Source organism: Ramlibacter agri, assembly GCF_012927085.1.
Classification (GTDB): Bacteria; Pseudomonadota; Gammaproteobacteria; order Burkholderiales; family Burkholderiaceae_C; genus Ramlibacter; species Ramlibacter agri.
The window spans coordinates 498,209-514,989 of the sequence record NZ_JABBFX010000003.1 but is presented as its reverse complement, the minus strand read 5'-3'; the positions used below and the strand labels follow the sequence as shown (position 1 = coordinate 514,989).

Genomic DNA, 16,781 nt, shown 5'->3' with positions numbered 1-16,781 from the left:
CGCGTGGCATGCAAGTTGCACCTGCGGCTGCGCTCGTTTCGAGACATGGAAAGGAAACCGCAGATGAAGCTGAAGAAATCGATCGCTTGCGCCGGCCTGGCGCTGGCCGCCACCGGCGTGTTCGCCCAGGCGAACGACACGCTGGCCAAGGCGCATGCCGCCGGCAAGGTCGTCATGGGCGTGCGCGAATCGTCGGCGCCGCTGTCGTACACGGTGGGCAACAACCAGTTCACCGGCTACCACGTGGAGCTGTGCCAGCGCATCCTGAAGGCGCTGCTGCCGGGCGTGCCGGTCGAATACGCGCCGGTCACCTCCGCCAACCGCATGCCGCTGGTGCAGAACGGCACGGTGGACATCGAGTGCGGCTCGACGACCAACAACGTCGCCCGCCAGAAGGAAGTGGCCTTCGCGCTGACGACCTACGTGACCGAGGTCCGCACCGCCGTCAAGGCCAGTTCCGCCGTCAAGTCGGTCGCCGACTTGAACGGCAAGACCGTGGCCACCACCACCGGCACCACCTCGGTGGCGCTGCTGCGCAAGAACAAGCGCGCCCAGGGCGTCAACTTCACCGAGGTCTACGGCAAGGACCACGCCGACAGCTTCCTGCTGCTCGAATCCGGCCGCGCCGACGCCTTCGTGATGGACGACAACATCCTGGCCGGCCTGATCGCCGGCTCCAAGGAGCCGAAGGGCTATGCGATCGTCGGCGAGACGCTGAACGTTGAGCCGATCGCGATCATGATCCGCAAGGACGACGCCAAATTCAAGAAGGCGGTGGACGATTACATCCGCGGCGCCATCAAGAGCGGCGAACTCACGGCGCTGTACGACAAGTGGTTCCTGCAGCCGATCCCGCCCAAGGACACCAGCGTCAACCTGAAGATGGGCACCGTCCTGGCGGGCCTGCTGAAGACACCGTCGGACGCGCCGGCGGAAGACTTCAACAAGTAAGCCGGCACTGCCAATGAAAAAGGCGCGGCCTTCGCCGCGCCTTTTTTCGTTCACTTCGGGGTGACGGTGTAGCGGATGTTCGCCGGCGCACCCGCCGTCAGGTCACCCGCCTTGACGTTGCGGAAGGCGTTCTCGGCGTCCGCCCCGCCCTTGGCGGCGCTGGTCACTTTGGTGACCAGCGCGGCATAGGCGGTGGCATCCGCCGCCGTCAGCTGCACCTCGATGAGGCCGTCCGAGGCGATGCTGTTCACCGAGTTGCCGCCGGTCAGGTTGGTGATCACGTAGCTGCCGGCCGGCATGCCGGTCTGCAGCAGGATCGCTGCGCGACCCGCGGCGTGGAGCGCGCTGGTGCGGCCGTAGTTGTTGCTGCTGTGGCCGCCGGGGCCCTGGAACTCGACGAGCAGCGTGCCGGTCTGCTGCGCGAATGCCGGGAGGCTGGCCAGGGCCAGGCCGGCGCAGCACGCCAACCATCCAATGGTCTTCTTCATGAATCGGACTCCTTTGCTTAGCGGTTGACTTCGCGGGTGCGCTTGCCCATCGGGCCGGCCGCGGGCGCGACGATGCTGCCGTCGGCGGCGTGGAAGCCGGAGGCGATCAGCACGGCGGTCAGCACGCGGTGCATGCGCTGCACTTCGGCGGCCGGGTCGCCGCGGGTGCCCCACTCCCAGAACGCGTGGCCGCCGCCCCCGCTGGCCGTGGAAGCCAGGCTGAAGTTGTAGGTCGGCACGCCGGTGTTCGCCGGCACGTTGTCGTTCAGGCTGCTGGAGCCGGTCGAGACCTTGGTGCGGTTCTCGGCGCCGGTGGCGATGCCCGATTGCAGGCCGGCATAGATGGCCGGGTTGTTGGCGTCTTCCAGCACGAAGGCCGGGCGCAGGCCGTACCAGACCTGTTCCATGGTCACGGCCTGGGCCGTGCCGTCGGTCACGCTCCAGCGGCCGTTCTCCGCGGTCACGCCACCCTGGAAGGTCGGCACGATCTTGTCACGCATCTCGTTCAGCGTTTCCGTGCGCGGCGAGCGCATGTCCACTTCGATCGAGCAGCTCGGAACGATCCCGCCCACCGGGGCTTCGCAGCTCGCGCGGCCCACGGTGTAGGTGGTGCGCGGCGCATCGGCGCGCAGTTCCGACGGCGTCTTCAGGTCGGCGATCTTCGCGATGACGGCGGCCATGGCTTCCACCGCGCTCGGCTGGCCGGGCGTCGTGGGTGCCTTGAACTTCATCTCGTAGCGGTAGCTGCCCAGGAAGTTGACGGCGCCGCCGCCTTCCAGGCCCATGCTGGTGACGAAGTTCAGCGGGTTGGAGCCGGTGCCCAGGTCCTGCTCGAAGCCGAACAGCTGCTTCATGCCGGCCAGGTTGCCCTTGCCCTCCTCGCCCGCGGTGCCGCAGATCCAGACGTCGTAGACCGGCTTGATCTTGTGCTTCTTCATCGCGGCCGCCAGCACGAAGGCGTTCGACGTGCTGCTGATCATGTCGCCATAACCCGGCACGTAGATGCGCACGCCGCCGCCAGCCTGCGCGGCGGTCGCGTTGGCGAACCACTTGCTGGCCGTGGTGTAGTTGGCGTCCTGCAGGATGCGGCCGCTGGCGTCGAAGTGCAGTTCGTCCGGGATGGCCGCCAGCTGCGCCGGCGTTTCCACGATGGCCTGCGCATAAGGCTGCAGCTTCATGCGGTTGTACGGGTCGGCCGCCGGCGGCAGCGTCTCGGGGTTCACGACGTCGATGTGCCCTTCGAGCAGCACCTTCGGGAACTCGCCCTTGTAGTGCTGCGCGCCGGCCGTGCTCGAATAGGAGCCCTTGATCTCGACGCAGGCGTTGTAGACCGCGGAGCCGTCGACGACGTTGACGTCGGTGCCGAACATGATGCCGTCGGCGCGGGTCTTCACCTCGGTCGGCGAGAAGCCCAGCTCGTCGACCAGGCGGCGATGGATGTCGCCGGCCATGCGGTACTCGAAGCGCGAGGGCGAGGCGATGTGGACCAGCTCCAGGAACTGGTGCCAGCGCGAGAGCGCCGCCGCCGGCGTGCTCTGTTCGTCCAGCAGCGCCTTCACCTGCGGGTCCGCGGCGATCTTGGCCGCGGCACTCACCACTTCGGCGGGAATCGTCGGCGTGTCCGCGGACACCGGCGGCGGCGCCGGCGGAGGCGGGGGCGGGGGCGTCGTGTCCCCGCCTCCGGAGGGCGGCGGCGCCACGGGCGCGGGGGCGTCGTCGCCGCCGCCGCAGGCCGACAGGGCGACGGCGGTCGCCATGACCAGCAGTCGTACTTTCTTCAGTTTGTCCATGCTTTCGTCCTTTGAGTTCGCTACTCCGCGAGGCGGCGATGGGTGCTCGCCCCGTGCTTCGGCCATGCGCTCTTGCACCGCGATGACAAGGCGCTTTTGCAACGGGCATGCCAAGGCAGGAAGTAATACGAAGCGCTGCAGAAGTGGCCGCGAGTAGCAGGAAACCAGCCGCGAACAGGCCAGGGCGCAAACGGAAAGCCGTCACGGTGGCGAGCGGAGGACCGGCTTTCCGTCGCCTCGCCCGTTCAATCGAGCGGGTGGTCGTCGGGATGGCGATAGAGGTCGACGAGGTCCGGCGACGCGGGCCAGCGCAGGTTCAGGCCCACCGGCGGGATCGGCTGCTCGAACCACTTCGCGTGGATGCGCAGGATCTCGCCGGACTCCATCATCCGCGCCAGCGCCGCATCGACGATGCGCTTCAACTCCGGCTCGCCCTGGCGCATCGTGCAGGCGTACACCCTGGCGGCGAGCGGGGTGCCGACGACCACCCAGCGCTCCGGCTCGCGCGACCTGGCGCGCTCGGCGTACAGCGCGGCGTCCTCCATCACGACCGCATCCACGCGCCCGGCTTCCAGCAGGGCGAAGGATTCGCGCGGGTCGCGGGCGGCGACGATCCGCGGCTTGCGGCCGATGCGCTCGCGCAGCAGTTGCTCCGGCGCATTCGCGCCGGCGATGGCGACGCGCTTGCCGGCGAGGTCCGGGAAGTCGCGGATGCCCGAGTCCCGCGCGGCCAGCAGCCGCGTGTCGGCCCGGAAGATCGAGATGGAGAAAGCCAGCTGGCGCGCCCGCTCGCGGTCGTGCGGCGTCGCCGCGCATTCGAGGTCGACCGAGCCGTTCTGCACCAGCGTCACCTGGTTCTGCGGCGTCACCGGCACCAGCCGCACCGTCAGCGCCGGCAGCGCCAGCGCGGCCTGGATGGCATCGCGCAGCCGCAGCATCAGCTCGTGCGAGTAGCCGGCCACCTGCCGCTGCCCGGCGTAATAGGAGAAGGGCAGCGCCGCTTCCCGGTGGCCGAGGTTGATGGTCCCGGTCTCGGCGATGCGTTTCAGCGTATCGACAGGTTGCGCGGCGGCAGCACCCGCACCCAGCAGCAGGAAGACGGAAACGAAGGCGGGCAGCATGGGCTCCCTGTGCCAGCACGCGGCATGCCAAGGCGATGTCCGAGCGGAGAACGCCGATTCCGGGGACGGTTCTCCGTCCATCCCGGCGCCTGGCGGCCGGAAATCCGTACCCTCGCCAGCGAGGGAAAAGGCAGTTCTGGTCCAATCCACCGAATGCCTCGTTCGCGCCTCCTTCCCGACAACTTCACCCTCGCCCTCCTCGTCACCGTCGCCCTGGCCTCCCTGCTGCCCGCGCATGGCGACGCGGCCCGCTTCTTCGAACAACTCACCACCCTGGCCATCGGCCTGCTGTTCTTCCTGCACGGCGCCAAGCTCTCGCGCGAGGCCATCGTCTCGGGCATCACGCACTGGCGGCTGCACCTGCTGGTGTTCGCCTGCACCTTCGTCCTGTTCCCGGTGCTGGGCGTCGCGCTGAAGCCCGTGCTGTCCTCGCTGGTGACGCCGGCCCTGTACACCGGCGTGCTGTTCCTGTGCGTGCTGCCGGCCACCGTGCAGTCGGCCATCGCCTTCACGGCGCTGGGCGGCGGCAACATCGCCGCGGCCGTGTGCAGTGCCTCGGCATCGACCTTGCTGGGTGTGTTCGTCACGCCGTTGCTGGCCAACCTGCTGGTCGTGCACGGCCAGGGCGGTTCGTCGCTGGAGTCGATCGGCCACATCCTGCTGCAACTGATGGTGCCCTTCGTGGCGGGCCACCTGCTGCGGCCGTGGATCGGCGAGTTCGTCGGCAAGCACAAGACGGCGCTGACCCTGGTGGACCGCGGCTCCATCCTGCTGGTGGTCTACACGGCCTTCAGCGCCGCGGTCGTCGAAGGGCTGTGGTCGCACATCCCGCTGTCGGCGCTGGCCGGCCTGCTGGTGGTGTGCGCCGTGCTGCTCGCGCTGGCGCTGGCTACCAGCCGTTTCGCGGCACGCCGCCTCGGCTTCTCCAAGCCCGATGAAGTGACCATCGTGTTCTGCGGCTCGAAGAAGAGCCTGGCCAGCGGCGTGCCGATGGCGCACGTGCTGTTCTCCGCCAGCGCTGCCGGCGCCGTCGTCCTGCCGCTGATGCTGTTCCACCAATTGCAGCTGATGGTCTGCGCGGTGCTGGCGCAGCGCTATTCCGGCCGGACGGCCGCCCCCGCGGCCGGCTGATTGCCCGCGCCCCGCCTTGACGCCGCGCTCGGGCTTGTCGAGACTCGGCAGGCGATCTCGCGGGGGGCGCATGACCGAACACAAATCGCTGCTGCAGACACTCGTGCTGGGCATCGCGCTGGCGGTGCTGATCGGCTGGGTGCTGTACGTCGCCCGCGACGTGCTGGTGCCGGTGGCCTACAGCGTCCTCCTCGTCTACGTGGTGCTGGGCATGACGCGCCAGCTGGCGCGCATCCCGGGCCTCGGCCCGCGCCTGCCGCCTTCGCTGCGCTATGTCGTGTCGGCCACCGTGATCCTGGTCGCGGTCTGGGGCATCACCTTGCTGGTCCTGGAAAGCGTCGCCGAGATCACCGACAACGCGGCCCGCTACGACAAGGCGATGCTCGGCGCCGTGCAGCGCGCCGCCAACTGGCTGGGCATCGAGGCCGAGCCCACCTGGCCGCAGCTGCGCCAGCTGCTCTATGACCGCGTCAGCGTGACGCGTTTGCTGGGTTCCACCGCCGGCGTGATGCTGCGCCTGGTCTCGATCCCGTCGGTGGTCCTGCTCTATGCGCTGTTCCTGCTGATCGAGAAAAGCGCTTTCGACCGCAAGATCGACCGCCTCTATGCGGACCCGGGCCGCTCGGCAAGGCTGCGCACCGTGCTGCATGCCATCAACGACCGCGTCGGCAACTACCTCGCGCTGAAGACGCTGCTGGGCGTGGGCCTGGGCGTCCTCACCTGGGGCGCGATGGCCTTGCTGGGCCTGCCCTTCGCGGGACTGTCAGGGCTGCTGGTGGCGCTGCTGAACTACATCCCTTATGTGGGCTCGGTGCTGGGGGTCGCGGTACCGGCGCTGCTGGCTTTCCTGAGTGGCGCGGATGACGTGGCGCTGGTCTGGCTGTGCGTCGGGCTGGCGGTGCTGCAGTTCCTGAATGGCAATGTGCTCGATCCCTGGCTCATGGGCAGCTCCTTGAACCTGAGCCCCTTCATCATCCTGTTCAGCCTGGCGGTGTGGGGCGCGCTGTGGGGCATTCCCGGCGCGCTGCTCGCGGTGCCCTTCGCCGCGATCATGCTGATCGTGTTCCAGGAGTTCGAGGGCACGCGGCCGCTCGCGGTGCTGCTCTCGCGCGACGGCCAGCTGGATTAGGCGCTGGCGGCCAGGCCCTGCGCGTGGGCCAGGATGCCGTCCTTGATCGCGACGAAGGCCGGGTCTTCCAGCAAGGTCGCCCGGCACCACAGGTAGATGTTGCGCGGCTGCGGCGGCGCCGGCAACGACAGTTCCACGATCGGCAGGAAGCTGCGCAGCATGCGCATCGGGAAATGCGGCAGCACGGCCAGGTGCCGCCCCTGCGCCAGCAGGCGCAGCAGCATGAAGGCCTCGCCGAGGATGGTGATCTCGGTGCGCGGCAGGTCCACGCCCGCTTCCTCCAGCATCTCGCGCACGTGCTGGTCGAAAGGCGAAGTCGCGCCCAGCGCGATCCAGCGCTGGCCCTCGCTCGCGCCGGGCGCCAGCACGCCGCCGGCCGCCAGCGGATGGCTGGCGCCACAGAACACGCCGAGGTCGTCCTCCACCAGCAGGAAGCGTTCGATGCCCGGCGGCGGCTTGTCCAGCCACGAGGGCGCGATGACGAGGTCGTGGCGCCCGTCCACCAGCTGGTCCACCAGCAGGTGGGGCCGGTCGCTTTGCAAGGTGAGATAGGTGCCCGGGTGCTCCCGCAGCAATTGCTCCGCGAGGTCCGGCAGCAGCGCGGCGCCCACCAGCGGCCCCGTGCCCAGGCGCAGCGTGCTGCGCAGGCCGCCGCGATGGCGGGCGGTGGCCTCAGCCGCATCCTTGAGGCGCCGGGCAATCGCGCGGCCCTCGCGCGCCAGCATGTCGCCCAGCACGGTGCTGCGCACGCCGAAGCGGCTGCGTTCGAACAGCTTGCCGCCCGCCTGCACCTCCAGCGCCTGCATGTTGTGCGTGAGCGTGGGCTGGGTCAGGTGAAGGTGCCGGCTGGCCTGGCTGATCGAGCCGTGCTCCAGGATGGCGGCGAGCTGGACCAGGTGACGGGGATCCATCGAAAAACTTCAATCCAAATCGCTGAATCTCGATTTTACAGATGCGACAACGCTCCCCTATGCTCGCCTTTCCGTGAAAAAACCCAACCTGATCTACATCGTCGCGGACGACCTCGGCTTCGCCGACCTCGGCTGCTACGGCGGCCGCGAAGCCGCTTTCGGCCCCGTCTCGCCCAACATCGACGCGCTTGCCGCCGGTGGCCTGCGCATGACGCAGGGCTATTCCAATTCGCCGGTCTGCTCGCCCACGCGCTTTGCGCTGATGACCATGCGCTACCAGTACCGGGTGCGCGGCGGCATGGAAGAACCGATCAACAGCAAGAGCAAGGGCAGCACCACGCTGGGCCTGCCGCCGAAGATCCCCACGCTGCCTTCGCTGCTGCGCCAGGCCGGCTATGCCACCGCGCTGGTCGGCAAATGGCACCTCGGTTACCCGCCCACGTTCGGCCCGCAGCGTTCCGGCTACGACGAGTTCTACGGCATCATGGCCGGCGGCGCCGACTACTTCACGCACTGCTCCGGCAAGGGCGACCACGACCTGTACGAAGGCGAAGAGCAGCGCCACGACGCCGGCTACCTCACCGACCTGCTGTCGCGCCGCGCCGTCGACTACGTGCAGCGCAAGGCCGCCGATGCGAAGGACGGCAAGCCCTTCTTCCTCAGCCTGCACTACACGGCGCCGCATTGGCCCTGGGAGACGCGCGAGGACGCCGCGCGGGCCGAGGAGGTGAAGGACAACCTCTTCCACCTGCACGGCGGCAACGTCGAGACCTACCGCCGGATGATCCACCACATGGACGAAGGCATTGGCTGGCTGGTCGACGCATTGCGCCAGGAAGGCCTGCTGGAGGACACGCTGATCGTCTTCACCAGCGACAACGGCGGCGAGCGCTTCTCCGACAACTGGCCGCTGGTGGGCGGCAAGATGGACCTCACCGAAGGCGGCATCCGCGTGCCATGGATCGCGCACTGGCCCGCAACCATTCCGGCCGGTGGCGTCAGCACGCAGCACTGCATGACCATGGACTGGTCGGCGACGATGCTCGAACTGGGTGGCGGCCTGCCCGACCCCGACTACCCGCTGGACGGCGTGTCGCTCGCGCCGGTGCTGCGCGATCCCGCGCAAACCTTCGCGCGCCCGCTGTACTGGCGCATGAACCACCGCGACCAGCGCGCGCTGCGCCTGGGCGCGTGGAAGTACCTGAAGGTCGACGAGCACGAATACCTGTTCGACGTGGACGCCGACGCGCGCGAGCGCGCCAACCTGGCCAGGCGCCAGCCGGAGCGCTTCGAGGCGATGCGCAAGCAGTGGCTCGCCTGGAACGAAACCGTGCCGGCCATTCCCGCAGACGCCGCCGTCAGCCTGGGCTATTCGTCCGCGGACATGCCGCAGCGCTGACGCAACCCATTCCAAAGCAAGGAGACATCGAGATGTTGAAGAACCCCGCGGCGCGGCGCGCCGTCGTGCTGGCAGCGCTGGCGCTCGCCCTGCCCTGGGCGCAAGCCCAGAACTGGCCCGAGAAGACGATCAAGCTGCTGGCGCCCTCCACCGCCGGCGGCCCGCCGGACGTCTATGCGCGTGCGCTGGCCGACCACCTGTCCAAGGCGCTGGGCCAGGCCGTGATCGTGGAGAACGTGCCTGCCGTCGGCGGCATGCTCGCCGCGCAGCAGATCCAGCGCGCCCCGGCCGACGGCTACACGCTGCTGGTGAACACCGCGGGCATGATGACCATCACGCCCAACGCCAACCCGAAGGCGCGTTACCAGGGCAGCGACTTCACGCAGGTCTGCCAGGGCGTCGAAGCCGCGCTGGTGCTGGCCGCGAACCCGCAGCTGGGGCCGAAGAACTTCACGCAGCTCACGCAGTGGATCAAGGCGCAGAAGACGCCGCCTTCGTACTCCTCCTACTCGCCCGGTTCGCCGGCGCACTTCCTCGGCTACCAGCTGGCGGAGGCGCTGAAGGTGGACATGACGCACGTGCCCTACAAGAGCAGCCCGCAGCAGATCACCGACATGATCGGCGGCGCGGCGCCGCTGGGCTTCGTGCAGATCGCCACCGCCGCGCCCAACATCAAGGCCGGCAAGCTCGTGGCCTATGCCACCACCAGCGAGAAGCGCTCGCCGCAACTGCCGGATGTGCCCACCGTCGCCGAAGTGGGCATGCCGCAGCTGACGACCACGGTGTGGTTCGGCCTGTCCGGCCCCAAGGGCCTGCCGCCCGCGATCGTGCAGAAGCTGACCCAGGCGCACAACCAGTTCGTCGCTTCGCCGGACGTGCAGTCGCGCATGGCCATTGCCGGACTGACCGTGACACCCGGCATCTGCGGCGAACCGTTCCTGAAGAAGATGGAAGCCGAAACCGTCCGCTGGGGCCGCATCGTCAAGGCCACCGGCTTCGTGGCGGACTGAGGCGCTACAACGCCATCGAAGGCCGCTCGGCCAGCTGCGCGCGCCAGCGCAGCAGGTTGGGGTGGGCCTCGCCCGGCTTGACCTTGACGACGCGCGCGAAGTCCACGGCCACCACTGCGGTGATGTCGGCGATGCTGAAGCGGTCGGTGGCGATGAAGTCGCGGTTCGCCAGGCGCGCGTCCAAGGTCGCGAAGAAGGCGGTCACGCGCGCGACGCCGCGCTGCGCCAGCTCGGGGATCTGCGCGTAGTCCTGCGGGCCCGGCAGCGCGCGGTTGGCCATGGCCGGTGAGCCGTTGCGCAAGGCTTCGGCGACCGCCAGCAGGCCTTCGAATTCGGCGCGCCAGTTCCAGCTGGCGATTTCGGCTTTTTCCAAAGGCGTCACGCCCATGAGCGGCGGCTCCGGCTGCAGCGCTTCGATGTAGGCCGCGATCGCCGCGTTGTCCGCGAGCACCACGCCTTCTTCGGTGCGCAGCGCGGGCACCGTGCATTGCGGGTTGATGCGGCGGTAGGCCTCGCCCAGCTGCTCGCCCGCTCGCAGGTCCACGTTCACAGTCTCGTGGCGGATGCCCTTTTCGGCCAGCAGGATGCGGGCGCGGCGCGGGCTGGGCGCGGTGAGGCAGTCGTAGAGGGTGATCATGGCTTGGCTCCGTCCAGCTTGTCCTGTGTCTTCGTGTCGAAGTCGCTTGCCTCGTGCCGCTCGTGCAGCTGGCTCGCCGGCTCGCCCCAGGTGCGGTTGACCATGCGGCCGCGGCGCGCGCCGGGCCGCTGCGCGATCTCGTCGGTCCAGCGCAGCACGTTGCGGTAATCCTGCACCTGCAGGAATTCGCCGGCGCCATACAGCTGCCCCTTGGCCAGCGCGCCGTACCAGGGCCAGATGGCCATGTCGGCGATCGTGTACTCGTTGCCGGCCACGTAGCGCGTTTCGGCCAGGCGCCGGTCCAGCACGTCGAGCTGGCGCTTCACTTCCATCGCATAGCGGTCGATGGCGTACTCGATCTTGCTGGGCGCGTAGGCATAGAAGTGCCCGAAGCCGCCGCCCAGGAAGGGGGCGCTGCCCACCTGCCAGAACAGCCAGGACAGGCATTCCGCGCGCGCCGCGGGCTCACGCGGCAGGAAGGCGCCGAACTTCTCGGCGAGGTGCACGAGGATGGCGCCCGACTCGAAGATGCGCACCGGCTGCGGGCCGCTGCGGTCCACCATGGCCGGGATCTTGGAATTCGGGTTCGCGCCGACGAAGCCGCTGCCGAACTGCGCGCCTTCGCCGATGTTGATGAGCCAGGCGTCGTATTCGGCGCCGGCGTGGCCCAGCGCCAGCAGTTCCTCCAGCAGTACCGTCACCTTCACGCCGTTGGGCGTGCCCAGCGAATACAGCTGCAGCGGGTGGCGGCCCACCGGCAGTTCCTGGTCGTGCGTAGCTCCGGCGATGGGGCGGTTGATGCTGGCGAACTTGCCGCCGCTTTCCTTGTTCCAGGTCCAGACGGCGGGGGGCGTGTAGGCGGGTTCGGTCATGGCGGGCCAGTATAGGCAAGCGCGTCCGCAAGCCATGGCTGAGCGAAAGCCGGCGACGTGCCCCCAGCCTGCGCCTACACGCAGCCTCTGCAAGCGTGAAGGCCGCGCACGGCAACGGCGCGGCAAGCTGCCTGCATGGCTGAACCACGCACGCTCGCGCGCCGCGCCCTGGCCCTGCTGGCCTGGCTGGGCGCCGTCCTCGCCGTCTACGTCCTGGCCCTGGTGCCCTTCACGCCATCGGTCGCGCACCTGCGCCAGGCGCGCGAGGAGCAGCCCAGCGTGCTGGTCTCGGCCGACGGCCAGGTGCTGGCGCGCTACCGGGGCAGCAACCACGACTGGCAGCCGCTGTCGAAGATCTCGCCCTATGTCGTGCAGGCGCTGGTGGCCACCGAGGACCGGCGCTTCTTCCATCACATCGGCATCGACCCGCTGCGCATGGCCGCGGCCGGCATCAACACGCTGCAGGGCGACCGCGAAGGCGGCTCGACGATCACGCAGCAGCTGGCGCGCAACCTGTACCCGGAGGAGATCGGCAACGCGCCCACGCTCACGCGCAAGCTGCGCGAGGCGATGACGGCGCTGAAGATCGAGGCGCACGCCAGCAAGCAGGAGATCCTGGAGACTTACCTGAACACGGTGCCCTTCCTGTACAACGCCACCGGCATCGAGATGGCCGCGCGCACCTACTTCGGCAAGAACGCGTCGCAGCTCGACGTGCTGGAGAGCGCGACCCTGGTCGCCATGCTCAAGGGCACCAGCTACTACAACCCCATGCTGCATCCCGAGCGCGCGATCGAGCGGCGCAACCTGGTGCTGCAGCTGATGCAGCAGCACGGCGACCTGGGCGAAGCGCAGATGCACAGCCTGCAGGCGCGACCCTTGCGCGTGGACTTCGAAGTGCAGCGCGAAGACCTCGGCCCGGCGCCCCACCTCGCGCAGCAGGTGCGCCGCTGGCTGACGGACTGGGCCGACCGCCACGGCTACTCGGTGCATGCCGACGGCCTGGTGGTGCGCACGACGATCAATTCGCACCTGCAGGCGGCCGCCAACAACGTCGTCGCCCACCAGCTGCAGGCCTTGCAGCCGGCAGCCGCGGCAGTGGCGCGCAACCAGCCGCTGCAATCCGGCTTCCTGGCCATCGACCCGCGCGACGGCCACGTGCTGGCCTGGGTGGGCAGCAGCGATTTCGCGACCAGCCAGTTCGACCACGTGGAGCAGGCCCGGCGCCAGCCGGGGTCGACCTTCAAGCCTTTCGTCTACGGCGCGGCCTTCGCCGCCGGCCTGAAGCCCACCGACACGTTCATCGACCAGCCGGTGGCGATCCGCAACGGCAACAGCACCTGGACGCCGCAGGACACCACGCCGCCTTCGATGCAGCCCATGACGCTGGGCGACGGCCTGGCCTATTCGCGCAACACGATCACGGCGCAGGTGATGCAGAAGGTCGGGCCGGCGCGGGTAGCGCGGCTGGCGCGCGACCTGGGCGTGCGGGACAGCAAGCTCGACGCCGTGCCCTCGCTGGCGCTCGGCACCAGCCCGGTGAGCCTGAAGGAAATGGTCACCGCCTACGGCAGCATCGCCAACGGCGGCCGCTACCTCGAGCCGGTGATCGTCCTGCAGGTGGAAGACCGCCATGGCCGCGTGCTGGAAGCCTTCGCGCCGGCGCGGCCGCAGCGCGAGCTCGATGCCGGCGTGGACCTCACCCTGATCGACGCCATGCGCGGCGTGGTGAACCACGGCACCGGCCGCGCGATCCGCGAGCGCTATGGCATCACCGCGGACGTCGCCGGCAAGACGGGCACGACACAGGACAACACCGATGGCTGGTTCCTGCTGATGCACCCGCAGCTGGTGGCCGGCGCCTGGGTCGGCTTCGACGACAGCCGCCTGCGCATGGGCGACAGCTGGGGGCCGGGCGCGAACAGCGCCTTGCCGATGGTGGCGGAGTTCTTCCAGCAGGCGCTGGGGGCGAAGTGGATCGACCCGGCTGCGAGTTTCGGGCGGCCGCCAGGGGCGTTGCCGGAAGTTGCGGTGGCGGCGCCGGTCGCGCCCGCGCCCGCGCCCGCGCCTGCGCCTGCGCCCGTTCCTGTTCCTGCGCCCGCTCCCGCCGCCGCTGCCGCTCCGCAGACGGCGGTGGCCGGCGCCGGTCCGCAGGCGCCCCAAGCAGCGGCGCCATCGGGTGAAGACGATGACGAACAGGGCGATGCGGCCGAACCGGCGCGGCCTCGCGGCCACGGCCACCATGCGGGTCATCACGGGCACCACGGCGGCCACCATGGACATGGGCGCGGGCACGGCCGGCGCTGGAGCCTGTTCCGGATCGTCATCGGCTAGCCACGCTCATAGGACCAAAGTCCACTACGCGCGCCGGAACGCGCGGAATACGGTCGTGCTGGTACCACCGGGGAATCGCCGTGAACTCCGAAGACGGGCTCGCTAGCCGGCTGTCCACCAGCCTGCAGGAAGTACTGATCCGCGCCGGCTTGATCGTCGTGCTGGCGCTCCTGTGCTACCAGGTCTTCGCGCCCTTCCTGTCGCTGATGGCCTGGGCGATCATCCTGGCCATCACGCTCTATCCGCTGCAGCGGACCGTGGCCCGCAAGTTGGGCGGGCGCACGGGCTGGGCGTCCACCCTGATCACGCTGCTAGGCATCGCGTTGATCGTCGCGCCCACCGCGGTGCTGCTCGATTCCACCGGCGATTCGGTGAAGCGCCTGGTCGACGGCCTGCAGCAGAACACGCTGCAGGTCCCGCCGCCGCCCGAGCGCGTCGCCAGCTGGCCCTTGATCGGCCCGAAGGTCTATGGCTTCTGGGAACGGGTGCACTCCGACCTGCCGGCGCTGCTGCAAAGCCTGCAGCCCAAGGTCGGCGAACTGGCCCGTGCCGCGCTCGCGCTGGTGGCCTCGATCGGCGGCGGCATCCTCAAGTTCATTGCTGCCCTGATCCTGGCGGGCCTGTTGATGGCTTTCGGCGAAGCCGGCGCGCGTGCTTGCCGCGCGATCTTCGTGCGGCTGTTCGGCGCCGCCCGGGGCGAGGAGTTCACGCGTCTTTCCGTGGCGACCATCCGCGCCGTGGCCCAGGGCGTCATCGGCATCGCCTTCATCCAGTCGCTGGCCGTGGGCCTCTGCCTGCTCGTCGCACAAGTGCCGCTGGCCGGCGTGCTGTCCGGCGTGGTGCTGGTGCTGGGCATCGCGCAAGTGCCGGCCTTGATCGTCACGCTGCCTGCGATCGCCTACCTCTGGATGAGCGGGCACTACGGCAATGGCGAGGCGGCCCTCTTCTCGGTGCTGCTGTTCGTGGCCGGCATGGCCGACAACGTGCTCAAGCCGCTGCTGCTGGGCCGCGGCGTCGATGCGCCGATGCCGGTGATCCTGATCGGCGCCCTCGGCGGCATGGCCACCGCGGGCATCCTGGGCCTGTTCGTCGGCGCCACCGTGCTGGCGCTGGGCTACCAGATCTTCATGGGCTGGGTGGCGAGCGAGCGCAAACCGGTGCTGCCGGCTGCGGAAGCCGAGGCGCCGCAAATGGTGGTGACGACTTCGGCCGAGTGAGGCGCAGGCCCCGGGCCCGCGTCAGCGCGCGCCGGTCTCGAGCCGCTGGCGCGCCTGCCGCAGCGCGTCGAGGCAGGCCTGTTCGGTGTCCGGTGTCAGGCGAACGCTAGGCACCACCACGTTGAGCGCGGACGGCTGCGGGTCACCCGGCAACTGCATGGCGATCGCCATGCCGACCACGCCCGGCGTGTGCTCGCCGCGCGAATACGCGATGCCGGTCTTGCGCACCTGCTGTAGTTCCTTGCGCAGGGCGCTCACGGAACGGATGGTGCTGGCCGTGTGGCGCTGCAGGTCCGCCTGGTCCAGCCAGTCCGCGAGCTCCTCCGGCGGCAGCGCCGCCAGCATCGCCTTGCCCGCAGACGTGGAGTAGAGCGGGAAGCGGTCGCCGACGGCCATGCGATAGGACAGCGGCGACTTCGATTCGGCCACGCACACGCGTTCGACCTCGCCATCGCGCAGCACGGAGTACGCGGCGGCCTCGCCGGTGCTCTTCGCGATCCAGTCCACGACGGGCCGCGCCAGCGCGATCAGGGCTTCGCGGTCCTGCCGGCCCGACACCAGCCGGTGCACCGCCGGCCCCATCGAGTAGACGCCCTTGGCGCTTTCGTAGGCCAGGAACTCGCGCGCGACCAGGTTGCGCAGCAGGTGCGTGAGGCTGCTCTTGGGGATGCCGAGCGTGGTGCCGATCTCGTGGTGGCTGAGTGCGCTGCCCTGGCGTCCGAGCAACTCCAGGATGTCCAGCACACGATCCGCCGACTTCACGGACGCCGCATCGGCCGGGGCGCCGGCGGCGGAGGTTCTTGGAGACGCCATGCGGCGAATTGTAGGAGCCGCCTCCGCGAGGCCGCTTGACGCATTTTCCGGATCTTGTTTATATTCATGAACAGTTCACATACATGAACTAAGCTGAAACGAACCCACGACGGAGACCGAGGATGCAGATGAAAGACCGGGCCACCCCACCAGCGCGCCGCAACCGGCGCCAGTTCCTGCGCGCAGCGTGCGCCGTCGCGGGCGCGGCCGCGGTCAGTGCCTGCGGCGGCGGTGAATCCGACCCGCCGCCGCAGTACGTGCTGGTGCACGGCGCCTGGCACGGCGGCTGGGCGTGGGACAGGGTCGTCCCGCTGCTGCAGGCCGCGGGCGCAGGCGCCCATGCGCCCACCCTGGCCGGCCTGGCCGAGCGAGCGGGCGAGATGTCGACGGCCATCAACCTCGACACGCACATCGCCGACATCCTCACGCTCGTGCGCACGCGGGACCTGCGCGACGTGGTCCTCGTGGCGCACAGCTATGGGGGCTTCCCGGCCACCGGCGCCATCGAGGCGCTGGCGGGCGAAGGCCGGCTGCGCTGCGCGGTCTACCTCGATGCCTTCGTGCCGACGCCGGGAGACCGCCTGTTCAACTACGTCGACGCCGCCGGCCAGGCCCAGATGCAGGCGGACTTCGCCGCGGGCAACCCGCGCTGGCCGAAGATCCCGGCGATGTATTTCGGGCTCGAGTCGCAGGCGGACATCGACTGGGTCGACGCCCGCCTGACCGACCATCCGAGCGGCACCTACCTGCAGGCGCTGCGGATGGGCCAGCCGGCAGCCGCCGCCGCACCGCGACGCGCGTTCATCAGCTGCACCTCGCCAGCGCTGGACGTGCTGGCGCCCACCAAGGAGCGCGTCAAGGCCGACCCGGGCTGGAGCTTCAGCGAGATCGCCGCGGGACACGACGTGATGGTGAGCCGGCCGCGCCAGCTCGCCGACCTGCTGCTCGCCCAGGGGCGCAATTGAGCGGGCGGAACGA

Annotated in this window: 15 protein-coding genes; 8 read left to right on the top strand and 7 right to left on the bottom strand. The window is 69.5% G+C overall.

Annotated features, from left to right (window positions below; all coding sequences use genetic code 11):
* Nucleotides 1-63 precede the first annotated feature (63 nt).
* Nucleotides 64-951, top strand: a complete 888-nt coding sequence (locus tag HHL11_RS26925; protein WP_169421691.1) for an amino acid ABC transporter substrate-binding protein — start codon at nt 64-66, stop codon at nt 949-951.
* Nucleotides 952-1,001: 50 nt separating this feature from the next.
* On the opposite strand, the gene HHL11_RS26920 is transcribed toward HHL11_RS26925, so the two are convergent.
* The 3 genes from HHL11_RS26920 to HHL11_RS26910 all read right to left on the bottom strand — a co-directional run bounded on the left by HHL11_RS26920 (nt 1,002) and on the right by HHL11_RS26910 (nt 4,350).
* Complete coding sequence (locus tag HHL11_RS26920) at nt 1,002-1,439, bottom strand: zinc-binding metallopeptidase family protein (protein ID WP_169421690.1); 438 nt, start codon at nt 1,437-1,439, stop codon at nt 1,002-1,004.
* Nucleotides 1,440-1,456: 17 nt separating this feature from the next.
* Nucleotides 1,457-3,229: a peptidase dimerization domain-containing protein gene (locus tag HHL11_RS26915; protein WP_169421689.1), complete on the bottom strand. Its 1,773-nt coding sequence runs from the start codon at nt 3,227-3,229 to the stop codon at nt 1,457-1,459.
* Between the two features lie 245 nt (nt 3,230-3,474).
* Nucleotides 3,475-4,350 (bottom strand): transporter substrate-binding domain-containing protein, encoded by an 876-nt coding sequence (locus HHL11_RS26910; protein WP_169421688.1) that lies wholly within the window; start codon nt 4,348-4,350, stop codon nt 3,475-3,477.
* A gap of 153 nt (nt 4,351-4,503) precedes the next feature.
* Here HHL11_RS26910 and HHL11_RS26905 point away from each other — a divergent pair, with 153 nt between their 5' ends.
* Nucleotides 4,504-5,481 carry a bile acid:sodium symporter family protein gene (locus HHL11_RS26905; RefSeq protein WP_169421687.1) on the top strand — a complete coding sequence of 326 codons (978 nt, stop codon included), beginning with the start codon at nt 4,504-4,506 and terminating at the stop codon, nt 5,479-5,481.
* Nucleotides 5,482-5,551: 70 nt separating this feature from the next.
* A complete protein-coding gene (locus tag HHL11_RS26900) occupies nt 5,552-6,610 on the top strand; it encodes an AI-2E family transporter (protein WP_169421686.1) in 1,059 nt (352 codons plus the stop codon).
* On the opposite strand, the gene HHL11_RS26895 is transcribed toward HHL11_RS26900, so the two are convergent.
* Nucleotides 6,607-7,521: a LysR family transcriptional regulator gene (locus tag HHL11_RS26895; RefSeq protein WP_169421685.1), complete on the bottom strand. Its 915-nt coding sequence runs from the start codon at nt 7,519-7,521 to the stop codon at nt 6,607-6,609. The two genes, HHL11_RS26900 and HHL11_RS26895, sit on opposite strands and share 4 nt — an antisense overlap.
* A 73-nt stretch (nt 7,522-7,594) precedes the next feature.
* On the opposite strand from HHL11_RS26895, the gene HHL11_RS26890 reads away from it, so the two are divergent.
* Nucleotides 7,595-8,920: a sulfatase-like hydrolase/transferase gene (locus tag HHL11_RS26890; RefSeq protein WP_169421684.1), complete on the top strand. Its 1,326-nt coding sequence runs from the start codon at nt 7,595-7,597 to the stop codon at nt 8,918-8,920.
* 32 nt (nt 8,921-8,952) lie between these two features.
* Complete coding sequence (locus tag HHL11_RS26885) at nt 8,953-9,930, top strand: Bug family tripartite tricarboxylate transporter substrate binding protein (RefSeq protein ID WP_169421683.1); 978 nt, start codon at nt 8,953-8,955, stop codon at nt 9,928-9,930.
* A 4-nt stretch (nt 9,931-9,934) separates the two neighbouring features.
* On the opposite strand, the gene HHL11_RS26880 is transcribed toward HHL11_RS26885, so the two are convergent.
* Both HHL11_RS26880 and yghU read right to left on the bottom strand, forming a co-directional pair.
* Nucleotides 9,935-10,567 carry a glutathione S-transferase family protein gene (locus tag HHL11_RS26880; RefSeq protein ID WP_169421682.1) on the bottom strand — a complete coding sequence of 211 codons (633 nt, stop codon included), beginning with the start codon at nt 10,565-10,567 and terminating at the stop codon, nt 9,935-9,937.
* Nucleotides 10,564-11,439, bottom strand: a complete 876-nt coding sequence (yghU, locus tag HHL11_RS26875; RefSeq protein WP_169421681.1) for a glutathione-dependent disulfide-bond oxidoreductase — start codon at nt 11,437-11,439, stop codon at nt 10,564-10,566. The genes HHL11_RS26880 and yghU overlap by 4 nt, the downstream gene beginning before the upstream one ends.
* Nucleotides 11,440-11,574: 135 nt before the next feature.
* Here yghU and HHL11_RS26870 point away from each other — a divergent pair, with 135 nt between their 5' ends.
* Both HHL11_RS26870 and HHL11_RS26865 read left to right on the top strand, forming a co-directional pair.
* Nucleotides 11,575-13,773, top strand: a complete 2,199-nt coding sequence (locus HHL11_RS26870) for a transglycosylase domain-containing protein (protein ID WP_169421680.1) — start codon at nt 11,575-11,577, stop codon at nt 13,771-13,773.
* A gap of 80 nt (nt 13,774-13,853) precedes the next feature.
* Nucleotides 13,854-14,990, top strand: coding sequence for an AI-2E family transporter (locus tag HHL11_RS26865; protein WP_342593287.1), 1,137 nt, complete (start codon nt 13,854-13,856; stop codon nt 14,988-14,990).
* 21 nt (nt 14,991-15,011) lie between these two features.
* Here the strand turns inward: HHL11_RS26865 and HHL11_RS26860 are convergent, their stop codons facing one another.
* A complete protein-coding gene (locus HHL11_RS26860; protein WP_169421679.1) occupies nt 15,012-15,803 on the bottom strand; it encodes an IclR family transcriptional regulator in 792 nt (263 codons plus the stop codon).
* A gap of 122 nt (nt 15,804-15,925) precedes the next feature.
* Here HHL11_RS26860 and HHL11_RS26855 point away from each other — a divergent pair, with 122 nt between their 5' ends.
* On the top strand, nt 15,926-16,768 hold the full coding sequence (locus HHL11_RS26855; RefSeq protein WP_169421678.1) for an alpha/beta hydrolase family protein: 843 nt from the start codon (nt 15,926-15,928) through the stop codon (nt 16,766-16,768).
* The last annotated feature ends 13 nt before the right edge of the window (nt 16,769-16,781 follow it).

Bases quoted from the DNA above. Each gene is read 5' to 3' on its own strand.
- HHL11_RS26925 (WP_169421691.1), top strand. From the start codon at position 64: ATGAAGCTGAAGAAATCGATCGCTTGCGCCGGCCTGGCGCTGGCCGCC.
- HHL11_RS26920 (WP_169421690.1), bottom strand. From the start codon at position 1,439: ATGAAGAAGACCATTGGATGGTTGGCGTGCTGCGCCGGCCTGGCCCTG.
- HHL11_RS26915 (WP_169421689.1), bottom strand. From the start codon at position 3,229: ATGGACAAACTGAAGAAAGTACGACTGCTGGTCATGGCGACCGCCGTC.
- HHL11_RS26910 (WP_169421688.1), bottom strand. From the start codon at position 4,350: ATGCTGCCCGCCTTCGTTTCCGTCTTCCTGCTGCTGGGTGCGGGTGCT.
- HHL11_RS26905 (WP_169421687.1), top strand. From the start codon at position 4,504: ATGCCTCGTTCGCGCCTCCTTCCCGACAACTTCACCCTCGCCCTCCTC.
- HHL11_RS26900 (WP_169421686.1), top strand. From the start codon at position 5,552: ATGACCGAACACAAATCGCTGCTGCAGACACTCGTGCTGGGCATCGCG.
- HHL11_RS26895 (WP_169421685.1), bottom strand. From the start codon at position 7,521: ATGGATCCCCGTCACCTGGTCCAGCTCGCCGCCATCCTGGAGCACGGC.
- HHL11_RS26885 (WP_169421683.1), top strand. From the start codon at position 8,953: ATGTTGAAGAACCCCGCGGCGCGGCGCGCCGTCGTGCTGGCAGCGCTG.
- HHL11_RS26880 (WP_169421682.1), bottom strand. From the start codon at position 10,567: ATGATCACCCTCTACGACTGCCTCACCGCGCCCAGCCCGCGCCGCGCC.
- yghU (WP_169421681.1), bottom strand. From the start codon at position 11,439: ATGACCGAACCCGCCTACACGCCCCCCGCCGTCTGGACCTGGAACAAG.
- HHL11_RS26870 (WP_169421680.1), top strand. From the start codon at position 11,575: ATGGCTGAACCACGCACGCTCGCGCGCCGCGCCCTGGCCCTGCTGGCC.
- HHL11_RS26860 (WP_169421679.1), bottom strand. From the start codon at position 15,803: ATGGCGTCTCCAAGAACCTCCGCCGCCGGCGCCCCGGCCGATGCGGCG.
- HHL11_RS26855 (WP_169421678.1), top strand. From the start codon at position 15,926: ATGCAGATGAAAGACCGGGCCACCCCACCAGCGCGCCGCAACCGGCGC.